The following is an 18,187-nucleotide window of genomic DNA, read 5'->3' on the forward strand; positions in this document are numbered from 1 at the left end:
AACTGTGGCATCGAGAGCATAGATTGTGGCACAGCCTGCTAAAGCTGCAAGGATACCAGATGACAGCCGAAAAAGCTCGACAAAGGCTCGGATCGAGCTTATCGTGCCAATATTGGGAAAGGAAGATATGCTAGCCATAATTGATAAGTCGTAAGTCAGAAGTCAGGAGTCAGGAGTCAGGAGTCAGAAGTCGGAATTAACTGATAACTGGTCACTGGTCACTGGTCACTGGTCACTGGTCACTGGTCACTGGTCACTGGTCACTGGTCACTGAATTCAGTCCGTCCCAAAAGACAGCGATCGCATCGAGAATTTCTCGACCACCTTGGATAAATTTGGCGCGATCGAAGTCTGGTTTGAAATAAACTTCCTCCAGTTCCTCTAGCGTGTGTCCGGCGTGTTGTGCTTCGACGCGGTTGTGCCAGGTGAAGAATGCGAGGCGCAAGTGCAAGTGTCGCGTTTGCTTGATGCGCGTTAGACCATCTTCCAATTCTTGCCAAAAGCCAGCCGCCGCCCAGTTTTCGACTGCAAAGCTAGCACCCTCAGCGATCTGCGGATCGGCGCTACCGTAGAGGCGGATTAATTCATCGCAGAAGTGCAAAGTTGTAGGACTACCATGCTTGCGCTTACCAATGTCGGCATAGCTCAGACCTAACCCCTCAGCAACACCAACTAACCACTCAAAATGAGCCGCTTGAAAACGGCAAATCCCACCGTCTACTGTACCCTCAGTGCTGACCAGTTCGGGTTCGCCTTCGCGGTCTTTTTCTGCACTCTGGGTAACGTGGCTACTACCTGTCTGTCCTAGCTTGCGATAGATTACGCCTAGCTCGTTGAGCAAAATTTCTCGGCTAGCACGCGATTGTTGCAGCGTCGGTGAGTTGATAACTTTTTGTAAAGCAGCAATCAGAAATTGGTTAGAAAAAACTGAAAACTGTTTAATAAAGTAGACTAGCTCCTCGTCGGTAGCCCTACCCTCGCGAAACCAACCAGTATAGGCGTTATTAGTAATGATGCGGTGCTGCATGAATTCGCGATCGACTTCGACCAGAAAATCTCTAAACTCGTCTACTCGATCCTGAGTCAGTTCGCCTTGGCGCAAGCGTTCCTCAATCCGCGAAGAAATAGTTAATCTACTTGAAGATGTTGTCAAAAGAGAAGTCATAATTTATTACTCCTAACGGTAATGGAGCTTTTGAGTAGAGGGGACAAGGGGTGAAGAGAGCTGAGGGAGCAAGACAATTCACGCATTCACGCATTCACGCATTCAAAATTTCCCTACACCCCACACCCCACACCCCACACCCCACACCCCACACCCCACACCCTATTTACAAATGACCAATGACCAGTGACTAATGACTAACCCAACTATATGAATAGTCTTTGTCCTCAAATTTAAGAGCGTGCTGTGTCAACTTCAGCGGACGAAAGGTGTCGATCATCACAGCGAGTTCGTCAGTCCGTTCTTTTCCAATTGACCCCTCGTACATGCCTGGGTGAGGACCGTGGGGAATACCCCTGGGATGAACGGTAATCGATGCCCGTTCAATTCCTTTACGCGACATAAATTTTCCTTCGGCGTAGTAAATCACCTCATCTGAATCGACGTTGGAATGGTTGTATGGAGCCGGAATTGCTAAAGGGTGATAATCAAACAGACGCGGTACGAAGGAACACAAAACAAATCCGGGGGCTTCAAATGTTTGATGCACTGGAGGCGGTTGGTGAACCCGACCTGTAATTGGCTCAAAGTCTTCGATGTTGAAGGCAAAGGGCCAAAGATGCCCATCCCATCCCACAACATCTAAGGGATGATGGTGATAGAGGTAGCTAGTAATCTGGTTTCCAGCTTTGACTCGAACCTCAAATTCTCCTTCCTCGTCGTGGACGATTAGTTGGTTTGGCGGACGAATATCGCGCTCGCAGTAGGGGGAGTGTTCGAGAAATTGACCGTAGCGATTGAGATAACGTGCTGGTGACTCGATGTGTCCGTAAGCTTCTACAACCAACATGCGCTGCTCGACTGCTGCATCAGGGAGGATACGCCAAAGAACTCCCGTGGGAATCACCAAGTAATCGCCAGGTCGGTAGAAGAGATTGCCAAACTGAGTTTCTAATATGCCGCTCCCGTCATGGATGAAAATGACTTCATCGCCGCAGGCGAACCGATACCAATACTGCATAGGTCGTGTCGGGCAAGCGACTGATATGCATATGTCTGAATTTGCCATTAAGGGGATGCGCGATTCCACAGCATCGCCTTTCGCTGTCATAGTTGCCGTGCGTAGGTGGCGGTGATGCAAGGGGCTTTGGTCTTCGTAGGGAATTTCTACGTTGCCCTCGATCCAAATTTTCTGAATTTGCGTAGGTGGATGCAGGTGGTAGAGCAAAGATTGCACGCCTGAGAAGCCACGAAGCCCGATCGATTCTTCGTGATACAGAGAGCCATCTAGTTGACGAAATTGAGTGTGTCGTTTGTGAGGAATGTTCCCCAAATAGTAGTAATAAGTCATGGTTTCACACCGTTGCGATCGCCAAATTGCCTCTCAAGGTTTGCTCGCGTTCGATCGCGATAAACAAGGATTTGAAATTCCCCTCACCGAAGCCTTGCGCTCCGTGTCGCTCGATGACCTCAAAGAACAGCGTCGGTCGGTCTTGTACTGGCTGGGTGAAAATTTGTAATAAATACCCATCTTCTTCTCGATCTACTAAGATGCCTAACTCGGCTAGCCGCTCGATTGACTCGTCGATTTTTCCTACTCGCTCCTCTAAGTTTTCGTAATACGTTTTTGGTGTCGATAGAAACTCAACTCCTGCTGCCCGCATCTGAGTGACTGTCTCGACGATGCTGTCGGTCGCGCAGGCAACGTGTTGAATTCCAGCTCCGTGGTAATATTCCAGGTACTCTTCAATTTGAGATTTGCCCTTGCCTAAAGCTGGTTCGTTAATTGGTAATTTAATCGTACCCGTGCTGTCCTGCATTACCTTGGACATTAAGGCTGAGTACTCAGTAGAAATAGCGCGATCGTCAAAATGTATTAATAGGTTAAAGCCCATCGTCTCAGCAAAAAACCGCGTCCACCTCTCCATTGCCCCTAGTTCTACATTTGCAACTACGTGGTCGATGGTTTTCAATCCCACTCCTTTGCGGTTGGTATGTAGATTCCGAGGTTCAAAACCAGGAGCAAAAACACCTGCATAATTGCTGCGATCGACGAACTCGATTAAGGTATCGCCATAGGTATGAATCGCACTGTAGCGTAACACTCCATAGTTATCTTGTGCTTCCGTCGGGGCGATCGCTCCAACCGCACCTCGTCGAGTTGTTTCCTGATAGGCGCTAACAACATCAGGGACTTCTAAAGCAATAATGGCAATTCCGTCACCGTGTTTGAGTACGCTTTTGGAGATGGGATGTTCTGGATGCAGTCCCGTACTCAAAACAAAGCGAATATCCCCTTGCTCTAGTACGTATGAGGCAGTGGCGCGGCTATTAGTCTCTAGTCCTCGATAGGCAGCGATCGTGAATCCAAAACACTTGGAATAAAATAGTGCTGCCTGCCTTGCGTTCCCAACATAGAACTCAAGGTGGTCAAATCGCTTAATCGGGCAAAAATCGCTCATTGGGATTTCTCCTTTGAAGAAACTTGTCCAATTGCCCAACCTGCGACTGAATCTCATCAGACAATTGGAGCGATTGAAACGCAAACACTTCTAACTCTCTATTTGCATTACCGAGTCAGCACAATCTGGCACAAACGTTACCGCAATACCTTTTACGTCACATTTGTGTGAGACCGTTGTTGCCCAGGAGCTGAAGTTGTCTTTTAAATTGATATTTGAGTTGTTGTTAACCAAAAGACTCTAATAAGATTATAAAACTTATTTTTTAGCTCCATCTAGCATGAATGATGCACTAGTAAACTTGGTTTGGTTTATGTATTTTATTTATCTATCTTTAGGTGTAATCCTTTAAGCGTAACCGAGCAGTCCATCCCAAGAGACAGAAACACGGGGAGGAGCTTCTGTAAAAGAATCTCGGTCGTTAAAATAGTCTATATAAGGATGGAAGAACTTTTGTAGTAGCTTAAAAGTATTATCTACTCGTTGTAAGTTTGTTAAATCGTATTTAGCTGAATTGGATAATACTAAATTGATTTCTTCGTTATTTAACTTCTGGCGCAGTTTCTCTTTTATCTTGGCTCTCTGCTTTGACCAAGGAGCGATCGCGTCATTTTGAGATTTATGATTAATAGTTTCTACAGCGCAAACGTACTTACTTGCTAGCTCTTGAAAGTTGGATATGTCGTTTTTAATAAACCTGTCTCTATATCTCTTTCTGTACGTCCGTATATGAATTCTCGTTTAAGAGGTTCCCAATCTATTCTTTTTCCGGCATTGTTTTTACATAGGTAGATGTCTACATACTATGATAACTGCTTAATCTACCTAGAATGATTGTTTAATTCAACCTATAAATATACTCGCAACCACCCTAGGAAATAAGCTTACTAACTGTGTGAATTAGGAAGACATTGCATAGTATTTATTGCATGAATAATAGCAATCTGGCTCAAGCGAAACAGAATCGAAAGAATTATAAGTGAGGAAAAACTTTTTTAGGTGTTTTTTGAAAAAATACGGCAAAAAGATAAGTGAAACAAGATAAGTCAATAATTGGATTTTTACAACTACTTTAAATATTCTTTGCTTGCTCTCTATAGTTTTTTTAAGCTTTCTCTATAAAACATTCAGTCAATCTTTATATGGTTTGTCTTCTTCTTTTGTAGTATTTAACGAGAGTAAGAGTGTTTTTTATTGCTATCTAACTAATTTTTAGAATAAAGCTCTTACTGAAAATTAAGTTAAAAGCTAATAATTGTAGGAAAAATACATATGGATGATGCTGTAAAAGCTACAGTCAAAAATAAAGATGCAAAAGTACTGGCAGCTATTGCTGGTGCTGCGTCTGCGGCTGGTACTAGTTCAATAGTAGTAGCTGAGGTTACTACAGTTTCGACTTTCCCTGCTGCTTTTCCTACGTGTCTGATATATCCCTTAACCCTAATATTGCTTGAGTTACACTTCGGACAAAGATGGTTGGACATTCTAAAACTCCCACATTCTAGCTAGTATGTAGGTTGCCCAAAAAACTGACCAGAGAACCACTGTTTAGTTTGAAAATGGTTGCGATCGCACTGGGTAGAGTAGAAAGTCTTAGTTAGGAAGATGAACCACTCGGTAGTAATTTCATCGTATGTACTCGACAAAATAAATATCAAAAATCTATAATCTTTTTAGTGATAGCTATCGTAACCTCCTGGTTGATATTTACAAGTATATTGCAGCAAGTTTTTATTGCAATTGTTAATTTTATAATCAATGCTTTGATTGTTTTCATTGTATTTTCTCCGATTATTTGGCTTGTGGCTAGATCTGTGTCTACTTCAAACCACAGAGCAAAAACAGAGCAAGAATACGAAGCTACAAAAGAAGCCCTTCGTCAAGATCCAGGAAGTATAAGATTGAGAGAAGCAGCTTTAAATGCAGGTCGTAGATATTATGGCAGTCTCCGTGATGGAGGTTTACCAAGTGGCAGCAGTTTCAATTGGCAACAAAGTACCGATCGGCCATGAGGATAATGTCTGTTGTCTGACTTGTCAATTCAATAAGTTACTCCTTCTATATCCGTCTAGAAACCCTCATTTAATGTTATTAGATGCTATGTCATAGCAGATTTAGATTTACAAGTGTATATAGTTAATTCCGGTAGGATGAACGTTAACGACCTAGTGAAGACTGGAAACAACAAGAAACTATAATTGCTGTGGAAGGTGACAGTCCTGGTGACTGGACATACAGCACATATCCCAACTGGGACGAAGCAATGGCAGCAGTAGAGGCAGCACGTAGACAAGCTAAGGCAGCAGTTATATACGCAGGTGCTAGCCCACCAACACCACCTGAATGAATGGATTAGCTGGATTTGACTATGAAATGACTATGGTTCAAGTGACTATTGATAAAAATTCCTTGTGTTACAATGTTTCCAGTCTTTCATTGCGCTAGATTTAGGTTCTAGTACCGAAAGATGTGAAGGTTAATATCCTTTCATTCGCATTTCCTTACTTTTCCAACCCTCTAAGCTTTTATAGACGGTCGATCGAGAAAGCCAAGCTGACAATAAATCGTTGATTTTTGTCTGAAAATGAGCGCTGATAACCAACATGTAACTGCTACCAAACCCAAGCAGAAGAGGAAATCTCTACCACCCAAGTTAATTATCTGGTTGGGCAAATTTGTTTGGACGACACTCTGGCAGTTGATGATGTCGCAGCTTGCACCCCGTGGTAAATCGGGGGAATATCTTCGTCCTAGCAGTCAGTTTCGCGACTCTATTGGTATAGACAGTCCTTACCCACCAGCAACAGGACGCTACCAACTTTTCGTCGGACTTAGTTGCCCTTGGGCGCATAGAACGCTCGTGGTACGATCGCTCAAGGGTTTAGAAGATGTCATCTCAGTTGCGATCGCCACACCCGATCCAATTCAAGGCGGTTGGGTACTACCTCAGCAAGAAGAAGGCTGTCGCAGCCTAGCAGAGTTGTATCAGTTGGCAAAACCAGGATATCAAGGACGCTGTACGGTTCCCGTCTTATGGGATAAACAAACAAAGGCGATCGTCAATAACGAGAGCGCGGAAATTATTGTCATTTTAAATAATGCCTTTAACGAGTTTGCTCAGCATCCAAAAGTAGATCTTTATCCTGAAGATTTGCGAGAAAAGATTGACTGGTGGAATGAAAAAATTTACCATGCTGTTAATAATGGGGTATACCGCTGCGGTTTGGCTCAGACACAAGCGGCATACTTAGAAGCTTGCAACGAATTATTTGCGACTCTGGACGAAATTGATGTGGTCTTGGCAAACAGTCGGTATCTGTGTGGCGATTCCCTGCGGGATAGCTCCGCTTCACGCCTAACTCTAGCAGACATCCGGCTATTTACCACTCTATTTCGGTTTGATGTTGCCTACTACGGCATATTTAAGTGCAACCGCCGCCGCATTCAAGACTATCAACACTTAGGATCGTATCTGCGCGACTTGTATCAATTACCTGGGGTGGCTGATACTTGCGATTTAGAAAGTGTCAAGCAAGATTACTACGGCAATCTATTTCCCTTAAATCCTGGTGGAATTATTCCCGCAGGTCCAGATATGTCAAGCTTGCTTGTACCGCATGGGAGAGAAAATATAGGGAAGTCATAAGTAAGTCAAAAGTTAAAAGTTAAAAGTCAAAAAGGGAAAATGTAGTTGCAGCAAGGCTTTTAGCTGCTATATGCTTGCGAATTAAATGTGGAACAATTTAGCTAAGCATGGATTTACCCCTGGTCTACCATCCCGATTACGTCGTTCCCTTACCCGATACTCATCGCTTTCCCATGCCGAAGTTTCAGTTACTTTACGAGTTACTGATAGCTGATGGCGTAGCGTATCCAGAACAATTTCAGATTCCCGAACGTCCGCCGCAAGCTTGGATTGAGTTGGTACACGTCCCAGAATACGTCCAGGCTTATTGTACCGGGACGCTAGATGCTAAAGCACAGAGGCGCATTGGATTACCCTGGAGTCCAGCTTTAGCCAACCGTACTTGTGTTGCAGTCGGGGGAACTGTTTTAACCGCCAAGTTAGCGTTAGAGTGCGGATTAGCTTGCAATACAGCAGGAGGAACCCATCATGCTTTTCCCAGTTATGGTTCCGGTTTCTGTATTTTTAACGATCTAGCGATCGCCACTCGCGTATTACAAGAATTAAATCTCGTCCGCAAAGTTTTGATTGTAGATTTAGACGTACATCAAGGCGATGGCACTGCTTTTATCTTTCAAAATGACCCCAGCGTGTTTACGTTCTCGATGCATTGCGAAATTAATTTTCCTGGGACAAAACAGAAAAGCGATTTAGACGTGCCTTTACCCGAAGGCATGGAAGACGATGAATATTTGCAAACACTAGCCCAATATTTACCAGATTTACTATCAAGGATTCAGCCAGACTTAGTATTATACGATGCCGGAGTCGATCCGCATATAGGCGATCGCTTGGGGAAATTAGCTTTAACGAATACTGGTTTATTTCGCCGCGACATGCAAGTTTTGAGTACCTGCGTTGCGGCTGGCTATCCTGTCGCCTGCGTCATTGGTGGCGGGTATGCAGAAGATATGGAGTCTCTCGTTTACCGTCATTCCCTCGTCCACCGCGCCGCCAGCGAGGTTTTTCATCAATATCGGTTGTGAAAGGGAGTAGGGAGTAGGGAGTAGGGAGCAGGGGAAGAAAGCAGAGGGAGCGGAGGGGCTTCAGGTGCAGGGGAGCAACTACCAATTACCCATTACCTATTACCCATTACCCATTACCATCCGCGTTCAAATCAAACTATCCTAAAATTATCCCAGTCTGTTTATTGCCATCCCAATGCCAACCAACTCTCAATCCGATCGCAGCTTAGAAACCACCAGCGATGTCGCCGTCGCAGAATCATCCTCCCTCACGCCAGAACAGTATCGCCAAAAAATGCAGCGCCGCCAACAGGTACAACACGATCGCGTTGCTAAAGCCTCGAAAGAGAAAGGTTTGATTATTGTCAATACGGGTAACGGTAAAGGGAAAACCACAGCAGCTTTAGGTATGGTATTGCGATCGCTCGGTCACGGCTATCGCGTGGCGATCGTGCAATTCATTAAAGGTGCTTGGGAACCTGCGGAAAAAGCTATTTTCAGTCAGTTTGGCGATCGCTTAGAGTTTCATGCTATGGGAGAAGGTTTCACCTGGGAAACCCAAGATCGCGATCGCGATATCCAAAATGCCAATACAGCTTGGCAAAAAGGATTAGCCTACATCCTCAACTCAGACTTTAACTTGGTGTTATTAGATGAAATTAATGTAGCACTTAAACTTGGATATTTAGAAATAGGAGAAATCTTAACTGGATTGGAGCAAAAACCAGTCAATAGTCATGTTATTTTAACAGGAAGAGGCGCACCTGCCGCGTTAATCGAAAAAGCAGATTTGGTCACAGAAATGACTTTAGTTAAACATCCATTTCGCGAACAAGGTGTCAAAGCTCAACCAGGAATTGAATATTAACAGTTATTAGTGGCTAGTAACTAGTGACTGGTGACTAGAATCGAGCCACTAGCCGCTAGCCACTCACTATTACCAATTACTACTTCTTAGAAAGAATGATCCATACGGCGTGAACAATACCTGGAACGTAGCCTAGTAATGTTAACAGGACATTAATCCAAAAATCAACTCCCAAACCTACTTGTAAAAAAACGCCTAGTGGTGGTAAAAAAATGGCACACAGCAACCGAATAATGTCCATTTCATCCTCCCATGTGAATGTGCAAAAGTAACTTCGTGGCTGAAATAAGCACAGATAAGCTACTGCATTTTTACCATTCTAGGTTGACATAATTGCTAAAACCGTGACATCACCATTGAGATAGATTTGGCTCTAGCAATAATCCAAAATCCAAAATATAACATCTTCTCAGCCGCCACTAATCTTGACTTTGTAACCTATTTGAGTCAAAACTTGCAGTAGTTTTTGCTTGTGGTCGCCTTGAATTTCAATTTCATTTTCTTTCACCGTACCCCCAGCACCACACTGAGATTTGAGTTGTTTGAGCAATGCTGTCAAAGTTTCTGGCTTGGCTTGAAAACCAGTGATGACAGTGACAGTCTTTCCCTTACGTCCAGCACGAGAAGATTGGACGCGCAGGTTTTGCTGAGAGGGTGGTAAGTCTGGGACAGCTCTTTCTGTAGCCGCCGAGTTATCGCCACCAAATTCGCGGTAGACGACTTTTTCTTGTTTGTTAGAATTAGACGATTTACGCTTCTCAGTTGACATAAATGCGATCGCTCTATGGGTAAAGATTTTTGTAGTGCCTGTAACTATTCCACTGTAAAACAGTCTAGTGCAAGAAAGCAGATGGCAAAAAGCGGAAGTAGAAAGAAACAATGGAGTAGGGAGTAGGTAGCAGTGACAAATGACGAATGACAAATGACTATGGAAATTAGTGTTTGGAAAACGAGAGCTTTACTAATATTTCTTCTATCTTTATGCGTTGCTGTAGCACTTTCTCTATCTCCTCAAACACCACAGTTACAGCAAATAGATGCATCTGTTTTACCTGCAATCCCCGTGTCCTACGAAGAGACAATTGTGCCTCCACTTAAAGTTACACAGCGCCAGGAGCAACAAAATGCCAATTCTCCCAACGAGATACAGGTAGCTAATACTGCTACTGCTACCAGCTATAAACCAAGATATCAGATTGCCTGGGCGCATCCGCTCAACTATGGCGATCGCTTCGCCACAGATATTTATGGCAAACCAGTTTACAACAAACCGATTATCGTCCTACACGAGACTGTTTACTCCGCCGCTTCTGCAATCAATACCTTCCGAACTCCACACCAGCAAGACGATAAACAAGTGAGCTACCATACCCTAATTGGGTTAGATGGTACGGTAATATACATAGTCCCGCCAGAAAAACGAGCTTTTGGAGCAGCCAATTCTGTCTTTATAGGTAGTCATGGAGCTGAAACCGTCAAAACTCACCCCAACCTAGCATCTTCAGTCAATAACTTTGCCTACCATGTCTCGCTAGAAACTCCAGTAGACGGACGCGATCGCGATCGCCGTCATAGTGGTTATACTCAAGCTCAATATAAATCTCTCGCTTGGTTAATTGCTCAAAGTAAAGTCCCTGATGCAAGAATCACCACACATAAAGCAGTCGATCGCTCTGGTAGTAGAAGCGATCCGCGCTCTTTCGATCGCCGGAAGTTTCTCAGTTTGTTGCACGCTTATAGAGGAATAACTCGTAAGTCGTAAGTTGTAAGTCGTAAGTCGTAAGTAACTGATAACTGAAAAAAATGGCTTTAAAATCCGATGATGAATTCACACATCGTCTTTTGCCTCAAGCAACTACTTTAGTTGAAAAGGCAGTAGGAACGGCTGATTCAGTCGTACTTGAAGCCCTACTTGATGCCTGCAATCTTTTGGAAAACAGCTCAAATAGCGATACACCCATAGTGGCGATCGAGCGCGATGTCCGCATTGAAACGGGAACTTATCATTTATTCGTCCGCCGCCTCAGCACTAGCATTCCTGCGGGTAAATTCCAAATTTTGATCGTCCGCGAACTAGCATCTGGCTTAATTCAGTGAGCAGTTGTCAGTTGTCAGTTGTCAGTTGTAAGTTCTTTTGACTTTTGACTTTTGAATTAATGCTCGAATAAATCTTTGAATTGCAATAAGTCAAGCGCAACGATGGTTGGCAAAGTTTGAAAACAGGTTTGCGCGAGTTCCCAGCGTTCTTCTCGTTTGAGCATTTCTGTGAGTTTTTGCCGCAATGAGATTAAATAGCGGACATCATTAGCGGCATAGCGGAGTTGTTCTTCAGATAAATTTGCTGCATTTCCCCAATCAGAACTTTGAGCGCTTTTATCGAGTTCTACCAGTTCTAATTCTTGCACTAATTCTTTCAAACTGTGGCGATTTGTGTATGTTCGCACTAATTTACTAGCAATTTTCGTACAAAAAATTGGTGCGACTTGAATACCAAGATGATGTTTTAGAGTGGCAAGATCGAACCGTGCAAAATGAAAAATTTTCTCGATATCTGCTTCTAATAATTGTTTTAAATTAGGTGCGTCCGTTTGTCCTTTGGCAATGCGAACAACCGCAACTCTGCCCCGATTATCGCACAACTGTACCAAGCAAAGGCGATCGCGGTGGACGAGCAAACCCATTGTTTCCGTATCTACTGCAATTGCTGTAGCATCCATAAATTGAGCTAAAGCCTCATGGCTCAGGTCGCGATCGCAAATCTGAAAATCTTCTCCTACCATTGCCCCACCTAACTCGATCTTTCGTTACTAAAATACTACAAGGGAGCAGGGAGCAGGGGAAGAAAGCAGAGGGAGCAGAGGGAGCAAAGGGAGCAGAGGGAGCAAAGGGAGCAGAGGGAGCAACTACCAATTACCAACAACCGTCAACTGTCTCCCGTTTCCTCGATTTTGACTTTTGACTTTTGACTTTTGACTTTTGATTTACGACTTACGACTTACGACTTACAAAAGAGCCTACTTTACTCAGCAATTCAGGGGTCGTGAATCCTTTGGTAAGGTAATCTGTTGCACCAACGCGCCGCGCTTCGTTACTCCATTCTTCTGATAAACGGGAAGAAATGACAAGGGCGGGTAACTTCATGCCTGCTTGCCGACAGCGATCGATCAGGGTAAAACCGTCCATCCCTGGCATCTCAATATCGGTAATTAACAAAGCTGGTACGGGATGGCTAGAGAGCCAAGTCCATGCTTCTAAACCGTCGCGACAAGTCTCAACTGTGTAACCGTTTGCAGTCAAACTTGCTTCAATTCGCCGCCTCACCAGTGCTGCGTCATCAACAACAAGAATAGTACGACTGGCAGCAGGAGGTTCGGCAAATATTTCTGCTAGATCGAAGTTGGGAACGATAGTGCGATCGCCATCTCCAATGGGACTCATCCACAAGTGTGCTGCTAGAGAGGCAGGTTCTAAAACCGCGATCGACATCCCATCGGTTTGTAAAGTTACCCCCATTAACCCTATAGGTGAAATTAACGGGCTGGGCAAAGGCTCAATTAATAGTTCCGACTGTTCTAGCAAGTCATCTGCCAGCAACCAAGCGTCTCGTTCGGCTGTGACAGAAGAAAAAGTAGGGCGAATTCGCAAACAAATCGCCGTATCTGACAATGGACGGTTTGCTCTTGCTCCTGGTTGCCAGTATTCTAATAGGTCAAGACATGGCATTGAAGCTTCATCTTGAGTCACAAACCAGTTAGGAGCGCTAGACATCGGATCGCGATCGCTGGGCGTTGCTGATAAATTACTCCAAAGAGTCGTAGTCACGATCTCTTCGGCAGGAATGGCAAAGTTGCGATCGCCTGCTTGTACCAAAACGCAGCGTACTAATAAGTGCGGTACGGGAACTTGCATCTGAAAAGTTGTCCCTGCTCCCAGTAACGTTTTCAGGTTGAGGTGTCCGCCGATAGTAGCAATTTGGGTGGCAACTACGTCCATCCCTACTCCGCGTCCAGAAATATCACTCACTTCGCTACGAGAGCTAAAGCCAGGTTGACAGAGAACGGCAAGTAAATCGGCGGGGGTATCGGTACGAGTCAGGGGTAGTCCTCGCGCTTGGGCAAGTTGGGAGATCTTGCTGGCATCAATGCCACCTCCGTCATCTTGCAAAGATAGCAGGTAAAATTTCCCCTGGCGGCGTAGCGATAAGATAATCGTTCCTTGTTCTGGTTTCCCTAATGCTAGGCGATCGGCAGCAGGCTCTAAAGCATGGTCGTAGGCGTTACGCATTAAGTGTAATAGAGCTGGCTCTAGGTGTTGTACCGTACCAGCATCGAGTTCCAAGTGTTCCCCCTGTACGATTAACTGAGCCGGCTTACCAAAGCGATTCATGAGATCGCGGAGAATACCTTTCGCCCGAAAACCCAAAACCTTAAATGGGATCAGCCGGCTTTCTTCTACTGTTTGTTGGAGGTTGAGGACATTGCGATCTAACAATTGCAAACTATCTGCTGTTAGTCGCGAACTTGTTGCTGCTTCCGCACCCAATTCTGATAGGCGCAAACTCAGTTCTAGCAGACGATTGACAATTGTATAACCTTGACGATACCGCTCTAAAACTGGAGCCGTCGATAAACTAGAGCGCTGTTGTTGTAAGTTGTCTAAAAGGGCGTAATCGTCTTGAACTTGTCTTAACTGCGTCAGGTATTGCACGCTATCTTGCGCCAGCGACAGCAGTTGTCCGATTTGCGTCTGCAAAGATTGATAAAATCCTTGCACTGCCCGTGCAGATAATAGCGTCTCCACCAAACGCTGAGACGATCGCTCCAAGCGTTCTAGAGGGACGGGAACTTGGATATTTGTTTCGGTAGTTGGTTGTTGGTAATTGGTAATGGGTAATTGGTAATTGGTAGTTGCTCCCCTGCTCCTCTGCCCCTCTGCTCCCTCTGCTCCCTCTGCCCCTCTGCTTTCTTCCCCTGCTCCCTGCACCGAAGCGCTCCCTGCTCCCTTCACAACAGGCAACTTCCCACCTTGTCTGGCACAGTTTTTTAACAGGGGGAGATATTTAGACCACTGCGATCGCCAGAAATCGGCTTCGGGGCGGTTGAGTAAAGCTTTGCTATAACGTAGCAAGTCTAACCAACCAGCCCCAAATTCTAAATCGTTACCGATTTGTATCAGTTGCTGAAGCGTTTGTTTTGCTGTTTTGATAACTTCTGAAGGAACTTGACCGCGATCGGGCATTTCTTCTAGTGCCATTTCCAAGTCCAGCACGACGAGATCGAAGCCCTGTTCGGCAAACTCTTGAAATAACTTCGTTTGTTCGTTGGCTTCCGGTAAGTAGAGTTGCTGAATTTCTTGGCGTAGAGCTGCAATGCGATCGACGCTAGGTTGGACGGCAGCGATCGCCGCTTCTCCTGTTACTTCAACTTGCAAGCTTGCAGTCAGAAGTTCTCCCGCTTCTGCCAGCATTTGCGACAGCTGACCGTCTTCTAGCGGAGGTGCAATTTGCAGGTAGCGCAAGTCTGAAAGTAAGTCCTCTAGAATAGTTGAGACATAAAGAATCCCATCAGCACCCACCGTCACGGCTCCACCCTTGATCGTGTGGACGCAGCGATAAGTTTCTTGAATGTCTGCCGTCCAAGTTTGAGGCTGAAGCTTTTGGACGAGATTCATGTATGTTTGCAGATAAGTTTGAGTATCAACAGCAAACATACTGCGCAGCTCTTGCTGTAATTGCAGCTCGGCTACGTCAACAAAATCTGACTCAGCAGCAGTGGAGCTATGTTGTTCCAACATAATAGGGTATATGGGTGTAGTATGTATTTACTGATAACTAGATACTGTGTAGGGATGTTACATGTAACGTCTCTACACTGCTCCCAGCTCGTCCCTGCTCCCTGCTCCCTGCACCTCTTCGGAAATGCGGAAGAAGCTGACTTTTTCTAATAACATCCGCGCCATGTTGTCAATTAACCCGGCTTGTTCCTGAGTGAAACTAGATTGCTGTTCTGTCTTAGCAGCTACCGTCGCAATTTCTTCAATCGATCGCAGCGTCGTTTGCGCTTCTGCGGCGATCGCTTGGCTAGATGCAGTCACTTGTTGTCCTACCTGAGCTACGCGGTCGGTTACGGCTTTAATCAGCTCGAATACGTGTTGCGATTGCTCTACACTGCCAACGAATTGATTCACTGAATGGCTGATGTCTTGCACATCTTGGTTAATCCCAGACACGACAGTTTGAATTTGGGCTGCCTGCTGTTGCAATAACAGCAAGCCTTGATTTGTTTGAACGGCAAGATCGTTAACTTGAGTCGCGATGGTTTCAAACTCGCGAGCAACACTAGCAAATTGGTCGGGGTCTTGCTGTCCAGAGGCACGAGCGGCAATCATAGAAGCATTTAACGCAAGTACCCGTGTTAGGGCAGCAACTCGTTTTTGGTCTTTGGCAAACTGGGCGGCTGAGGTCACGAAGTTAGTCAAAATTTGGGCGCGTTTGACGATTTGTTCCGTACCTGAGTGAAGAACTTTAATTTCTTCGGTCAGTTTCACCATTTCCTCCTGTCCTTGAGTAACAGCGATTTGTGCCTGTTGCACGGCTTGGTCTGATGCCAATGCTTGCTGTGCTGTTTGTTGGGATAAATCGGAGAAAGTGACAACTGAGGCTTGCACGGCATTGACCGATCGTGCTTGCTGCTGTGCTTGTTGGGCTGTTACTGCTGCTAGTTGTTCTAGCTCTGTCGATCCCTGAGTCACTTGTTGGGCAGTCGATAATACCGTTGCCATAATTCGAGCCAGTTCTTCAATCAGGCGGTTGAGGGTATCTGCTACCAGTCCAGTAGCGCGATCGCTCACCGGTGCTTGTATTGTCAAGTCTCCGCCTTCCAGTGCTGCTACTGCATCGAGTAGATGACCCACATCTGATTGTAAGACGTGGCTCTCCTGCTCGATTGCCTCTTTCAATTGCTTAATTTCAGCAGTTCCCTTTAAGTTATCTAACAAATCTTGGATTTGGTCAGCCATCTGATTGATATTGGCTCCTAGCATTGCTAATTCGTCACTGCCTTTGACTGCAAGACGTACATCCAGATCGCCCGCTCCCAACTTTTGGACAGTTTTAGTCGCCGCCTCAATTGGTTGGAGCGATCGGTTGACTAAAAGCACTGCGATCGCACTTACTGCAACTGCTGCTGCTAAAGTACCGAGGGCAAAAATTTGCGCCAAGCGATTGTTGACTGCAAAAGCAACGTTTCGATCTGACAGAATAAAGGCATCCCAACCTAGATCTGGTAGTCCTTGGGTTGGCTCGAACGGAGCATATCCCCCAACCACATGCCGCTTTTCTAAAGGTTCGTAAGATTTTGTCGATGCAGCTTTTCTATCCTGGCGCAGTTGTGGAAAAGGAGCGAGGTGTTCGGCGGCATCCATGCCTAAAGTCTCAGTGCCATCGTTGGTGACAAAAACCTTGCCTGCTTTATCGACTAAATGATAAGTTCTGTCATTTCCACCATAGCTCTTAATTAGATCGTCCAGAAATCGAACTGGCATTTGGGTACGCACGACACCAACTATTTTATCTGTAACTGAATCTCGCACGGGTGCGGCAAGGTAAATAACAGTTTTACCCGTAGATGGTGCAACTCTGGGTTGAGAAATAAATCGCTTTCCAGTGGCAAGGACGACTTGAAAGTAATCTTCTGTTTTGTGACTGCCAAGTTTAACCCCTTGTGAAACTAAGATATTGTTGCCGTTTAAATCGATGAAGGCGATATTGTCATAGACTTCATAAGTTTTGGCGTAATTGGTTAGTACCTGCGAACGGTCTTTTACAGAAACAACTTGCTTCACTTTCTCATTTCGCAAAATTGGCAGGTTGCTGAGAGCTTGAATATCGCCGTAACGCTCAAACAGAAAACGCTCAACTTTGTCCATCATCGCCACAGTTTCTTCCTGCTTGGCAAGCTCAATTTGCGCGTCTAACATATTGGCTGCAATGAGATTGGCTGCGATCCCAGTAGCGACTACAGGCAGGGTACCAATTGCTACTGCTGCCAAAGTAGTTTTCAAACGCAAACTCAAGCCTTTTTTGATAGAGCGGTTGGCATTACTTGAAGGTGATGGAGCTGCATTGTTAGGAGCAGATGGCAAGCCGAGGTCTGATGAATTCGTTGTCATAAGAGCAGGAAAAATGACTGGATAAGCAAGTCAAAAGTTAAAAGTCAAAAGTCAAAAGTCAAATATTCGTAGGGGCGGGTTTAGCGAGGCGAGCAATCGATTCCAGAGTTTTTGTTTCCAAAACCCGCCCGTACAGCCATCTATAGGGACGATATGCCGCAGAGCGGTGCGTTAAGTTGTTGTCAGTTCGATAGCAACAGCATCTTCAACTTCAGAGAATAATTCCAGATCTGAAAAAGTTGCATTTTGCTTCAAGGCAGATTCAGGTAAGCGGAAGAATTGAATACTGCTGAGTAGTTTGCGCGATAGCTGTTGCATCTGTTCTGATTGCAGGCGCGTACTCTGAGTTAACAGCGCGGTACGTTTGGCTAGATCGGCAATATCATTCATTGCTTGAGCTGTAGACTGGGTGGCGTGAAGAATTTCATCGCTAGAACGAGATACACCTAGTCCAGCCTGTACGACCTCTACAGTACTACTGCGGACGTTACTAAACACTTGGTTCGACTGTTCCACACCCGTCGTAAAGTCGCTCACCAATCCACCCAAGCCTTGGACTTCGCCGTCAATTGCCGATACTACACTATGGATTTGGTCGGTACGCTGTTGCAGAGTGAAGAGTCCTTCGTTGGTCTGCTGCGCTAGGGTACTGACCTGAGCCGCGATCGCCTCAAATTCTCGCGCTACAACTAAAAACTGTCTTGGGTCGCGCTGTTCGGAGGCGCGGGCTGCTACTAGGGTGGCGTTTAAAGCTAGAACTTGGGTCAAAGAAGCAATCTGGCTTTGGTCTTGCACGAATTGGTCTGCTAGACCGACGAATTCACCCAGAGTTTTCATTTTCTGAATAATTCGGTCAGTCCCTTGACTGAGAAC

The 18,187-nt window shown here is 45.3% G+C and carries 19 protein-coding genes; 10 read left to right on the forward strand and 9 right to left on the reverse strand.

Annotated elements, in window-relative coordinates:
• Window positions 1-253: 253 nt before the first annotated feature.
• Window positions 254-1,165: a hypothetical protein gene (locus tag ACRC32_RS05790; RefSeq protein ID WP_438553098.1), complete on the reverse strand. Its 912-nt coding sequence runs from the start codon at window positions 1,163-1,165 to the stop codon at window positions 254-256.
• Between the two features lie 50 nt (window positions 1,166-1,215).
• On the opposite strand from ACRC32_RS05790, the gene ACRC32_RS05795 reads away from it, so the two are divergent.
• On the forward strand, window positions 1,216-1,341 hold the full coding sequence (locus ACRC32_RS05795) for a hypothetical protein (RefSeq protein ID WP_438553099.1): 126 nt from the start codon (window positions 1,216-1,218) through the stop codon (window positions 1,339-1,341).
• A 14-nt stretch (window positions 1,342-1,355) separates the two neighbouring features.
• Here ACRC32_RS05795 and ACRC32_RS05800 read toward each other — a convergent pair whose 3' ends face one another.
• Both ACRC32_RS05800 and hppD read right to left on the reverse strand, forming a co-directional pair.
• A complete protein-coding gene (locus ACRC32_RS05800; RefSeq protein ID WP_438553100.1) occupies window positions 1,356-2,516 on the reverse strand; it encodes a homogentisate 1,2-dioxygenase in 1,161 nt (386 codons plus the stop codon).
• 4 nt (window positions 2,517-2,520) lie between these two features.
• The gene (hppD, locus tag ACRC32_RS05805; RefSeq protein ID WP_438553101.1) at window positions 2,521-3,627 is read right to left on the reverse strand and encodes a 4-hydroxyphenylpyruvate dioxygenase; all 1,107 of its coding nucleotides are present in this window, start codon (window positions 3,625-3,627) and stop codon (window positions 2,521-2,523) included.
• Window positions 3,628-4,899: 1,272 nt separating this feature from the next.
• Between hppD and ACRC32_RS05810 the strand changes: the two genes are divergently transcribed.
• The 6 genes from ACRC32_RS05810 (at window position 4,900) to cobO (ending at window position 9,145) form a co-directional block, all read left to right on the forward strand.
• Window positions 4,900-5,136 carry a hypothetical protein gene (locus ACRC32_RS05810; protein ID WP_438553102.1) on the forward strand — a complete coding sequence of 79 codons (237 nt, stop codon included), beginning with the start codon at window positions 4,900-4,902 and terminating at the stop codon, window positions 5,134-5,136.
• Window positions 5,137-5,345: 209 nt separating this feature from the next.
• The gene (locus tag ACRC32_RS05815) at window positions 5,346-5,639 is read left to right on the forward strand and encodes a hypothetical protein (RefSeq protein WP_438553103.1); all 294 of its coding nucleotides are present in this window, start codon (window positions 5,346-5,348) and stop codon (window positions 5,637-5,639) included.
• 191 nt (window positions 5,640-5,830) lie between these two features.
• Window positions 5,831-5,974: a hypothetical protein gene (locus ACRC32_RS05820; protein WP_438553104.1), complete on the forward strand. Its 144-nt coding sequence runs from the start codon at window positions 5,831-5,833 to the stop codon at window positions 5,972-5,974.
• A gap of 237 nt (window positions 5,975-6,211) precedes the next feature.
• On the forward strand, window positions 6,212-7,273 hold the full coding sequence (locus ACRC32_RS05825) for a glutathione S-transferase family protein (protein ID WP_438553105.1): 1,062 nt from the start codon (window positions 6,212-6,214) through the stop codon (window positions 7,271-7,273).
• A 107-nt stretch (window positions 7,274-7,380) separates the two neighbouring features.
• Window positions 7,381-8,298, forward strand: coding sequence for a histone deacetylase family protein (locus ACRC32_RS05830; protein ID WP_438553106.1), 918 nt, complete (start codon window positions 7,381-7,383; stop codon window positions 8,296-8,298).
• A 175-nt stretch (window positions 8,299-8,473) separates the two neighbouring features.
• The gene (cobO, locus tag ACRC32_RS05835; RefSeq protein ID WP_438553107.1) at window positions 8,474-9,145 is read left to right on the forward strand and encodes a cob(I)yrinic acid a,c-diamide adenosyltransferase; all 672 of its coding nucleotides are present in this window, start codon (window positions 8,474-8,476) and stop codon (window positions 9,143-9,145) included.
• A gap of 79 nt (window positions 9,146-9,224) precedes the next feature.
• Here the strand turns inward: cobO and ACRC32_RS05840 are convergent, their stop codons facing one another.
• Together ACRC32_RS05840 and ACRC32_RS05845 are read right to left on the reverse strand one after the other, a co-directional pair.
• Window positions 9,225-9,386: a YqaE/Pmp3 family membrane protein gene (locus ACRC32_RS05840; RefSeq protein ID WP_438553108.1), complete on the reverse strand. Its 162-nt coding sequence runs from the start codon at window positions 9,384-9,386 to the stop codon at window positions 9,225-9,227.
• Between the two features lie 168 nt (window positions 9,387-9,554).
• Window positions 9,555-9,914, reverse strand: coding sequence for a translation initiation factor (locus tag ACRC32_RS05845; protein ID WP_015154570.1), 360 nt, complete (start codon window positions 9,912-9,914; stop codon window positions 9,555-9,557).
• A gap of 159 nt (window positions 9,915-10,073) precedes the next feature.
• Here ACRC32_RS05845 and ACRC32_RS05850 point away from each other — a divergent pair, with 159 nt between their 5' ends.
• Together ACRC32_RS05850 and ACRC32_RS05855 are read left to right on the forward strand one after the other, a co-directional pair.
• Window positions 10,074-10,907, forward strand: a complete 834-nt coding sequence (locus tag ACRC32_RS05850; RefSeq protein WP_438553114.1) for a peptidoglycan recognition protein family protein — start codon at window positions 10,074-10,076, stop codon at window positions 10,905-10,907.
• 41 nt (window positions 10,908-10,948) lie between these two features.
• Window positions 10,949-11,242, forward strand: coding sequence for a hypothetical protein (locus ACRC32_RS05855; RefSeq protein ID WP_438553109.1), 294 nt, complete (start codon window positions 10,949-10,951; stop codon window positions 11,240-11,242).
• Between the two features lie 56 nt (window positions 11,243-11,298).
• Here ACRC32_RS05855 and ACRC32_RS05860 read toward each other — a convergent pair whose 3' ends face one another.
• The gene (locus ACRC32_RS05860; protein WP_015154567.1) at window positions 11,299-11,925 is read right to left on the reverse strand and encodes a ribonuclease H-like domain-containing protein; all 627 of its coding nucleotides are present in this window, start codon (window positions 11,923-11,925) and stop codon (window positions 11,299-11,301) included.
• On the opposite strand from ACRC32_RS05860, the gene ACRC32_RS05865 reads away from it, so the two are divergent.
• On the forward strand, window positions 11,925-12,104 hold the full coding sequence (locus ACRC32_RS05865; protein ID WP_438553110.1) for a hypothetical protein: 180 nt from the start codon (window positions 11,925-11,927) through the stop codon (window positions 12,102-12,104). The two genes, ACRC32_RS05860 and ACRC32_RS05865, sit on opposite strands and share 1 nt — an antisense overlap.
• Window positions 12,105-12,133: 29 nt before the next feature.
• Here the strand turns inward: ACRC32_RS05865 and ACRC32_RS05870 are convergent, their stop codons facing one another.
• The 3 genes from ACRC32_RS05870 to ACRC32_RS05880 all read right to left on the reverse strand — a co-directional run.
• On the reverse strand, window positions 12,134-14,938 hold the full coding sequence (locus ACRC32_RS05870; RefSeq protein WP_438553111.1) for a hybrid sensor histidine kinase/response regulator: 2,805 nt from the start codon (window positions 14,936-14,938) through the stop codon (window positions 12,134-12,136).
• A gap of 72 nt (window positions 14,939-15,010) precedes the next feature.
• Entirely contained in the window at window positions 15,011-17,314 is a 2,304-nt protein-coding gene (locus ACRC32_RS05875) for a methyl-accepting chemotaxis protein (RefSeq protein ID WP_438553112.1), read from the reverse strand.
• A 171-nt stretch (window positions 17,315-17,485) separates the two neighbouring features.
• Window positions 17,486-18,187 (reverse strand): methyl-accepting chemotaxis protein (locus ACRC32_RS05880; RefSeq protein ID WP_438553113.1); only part of this gene is annotated, 702 nt, incomplete at its 5' end.

It is taken from the genome of Chroococcidiopsis sp. (assembly GCF_051657925.1).
Classification (GTDB): Bacteria; Cyanobacteriota; Cyanobacteriia; order Cyanobacteriales; family Chroococcidiopsidaceae; genus Chroococcidiopsis.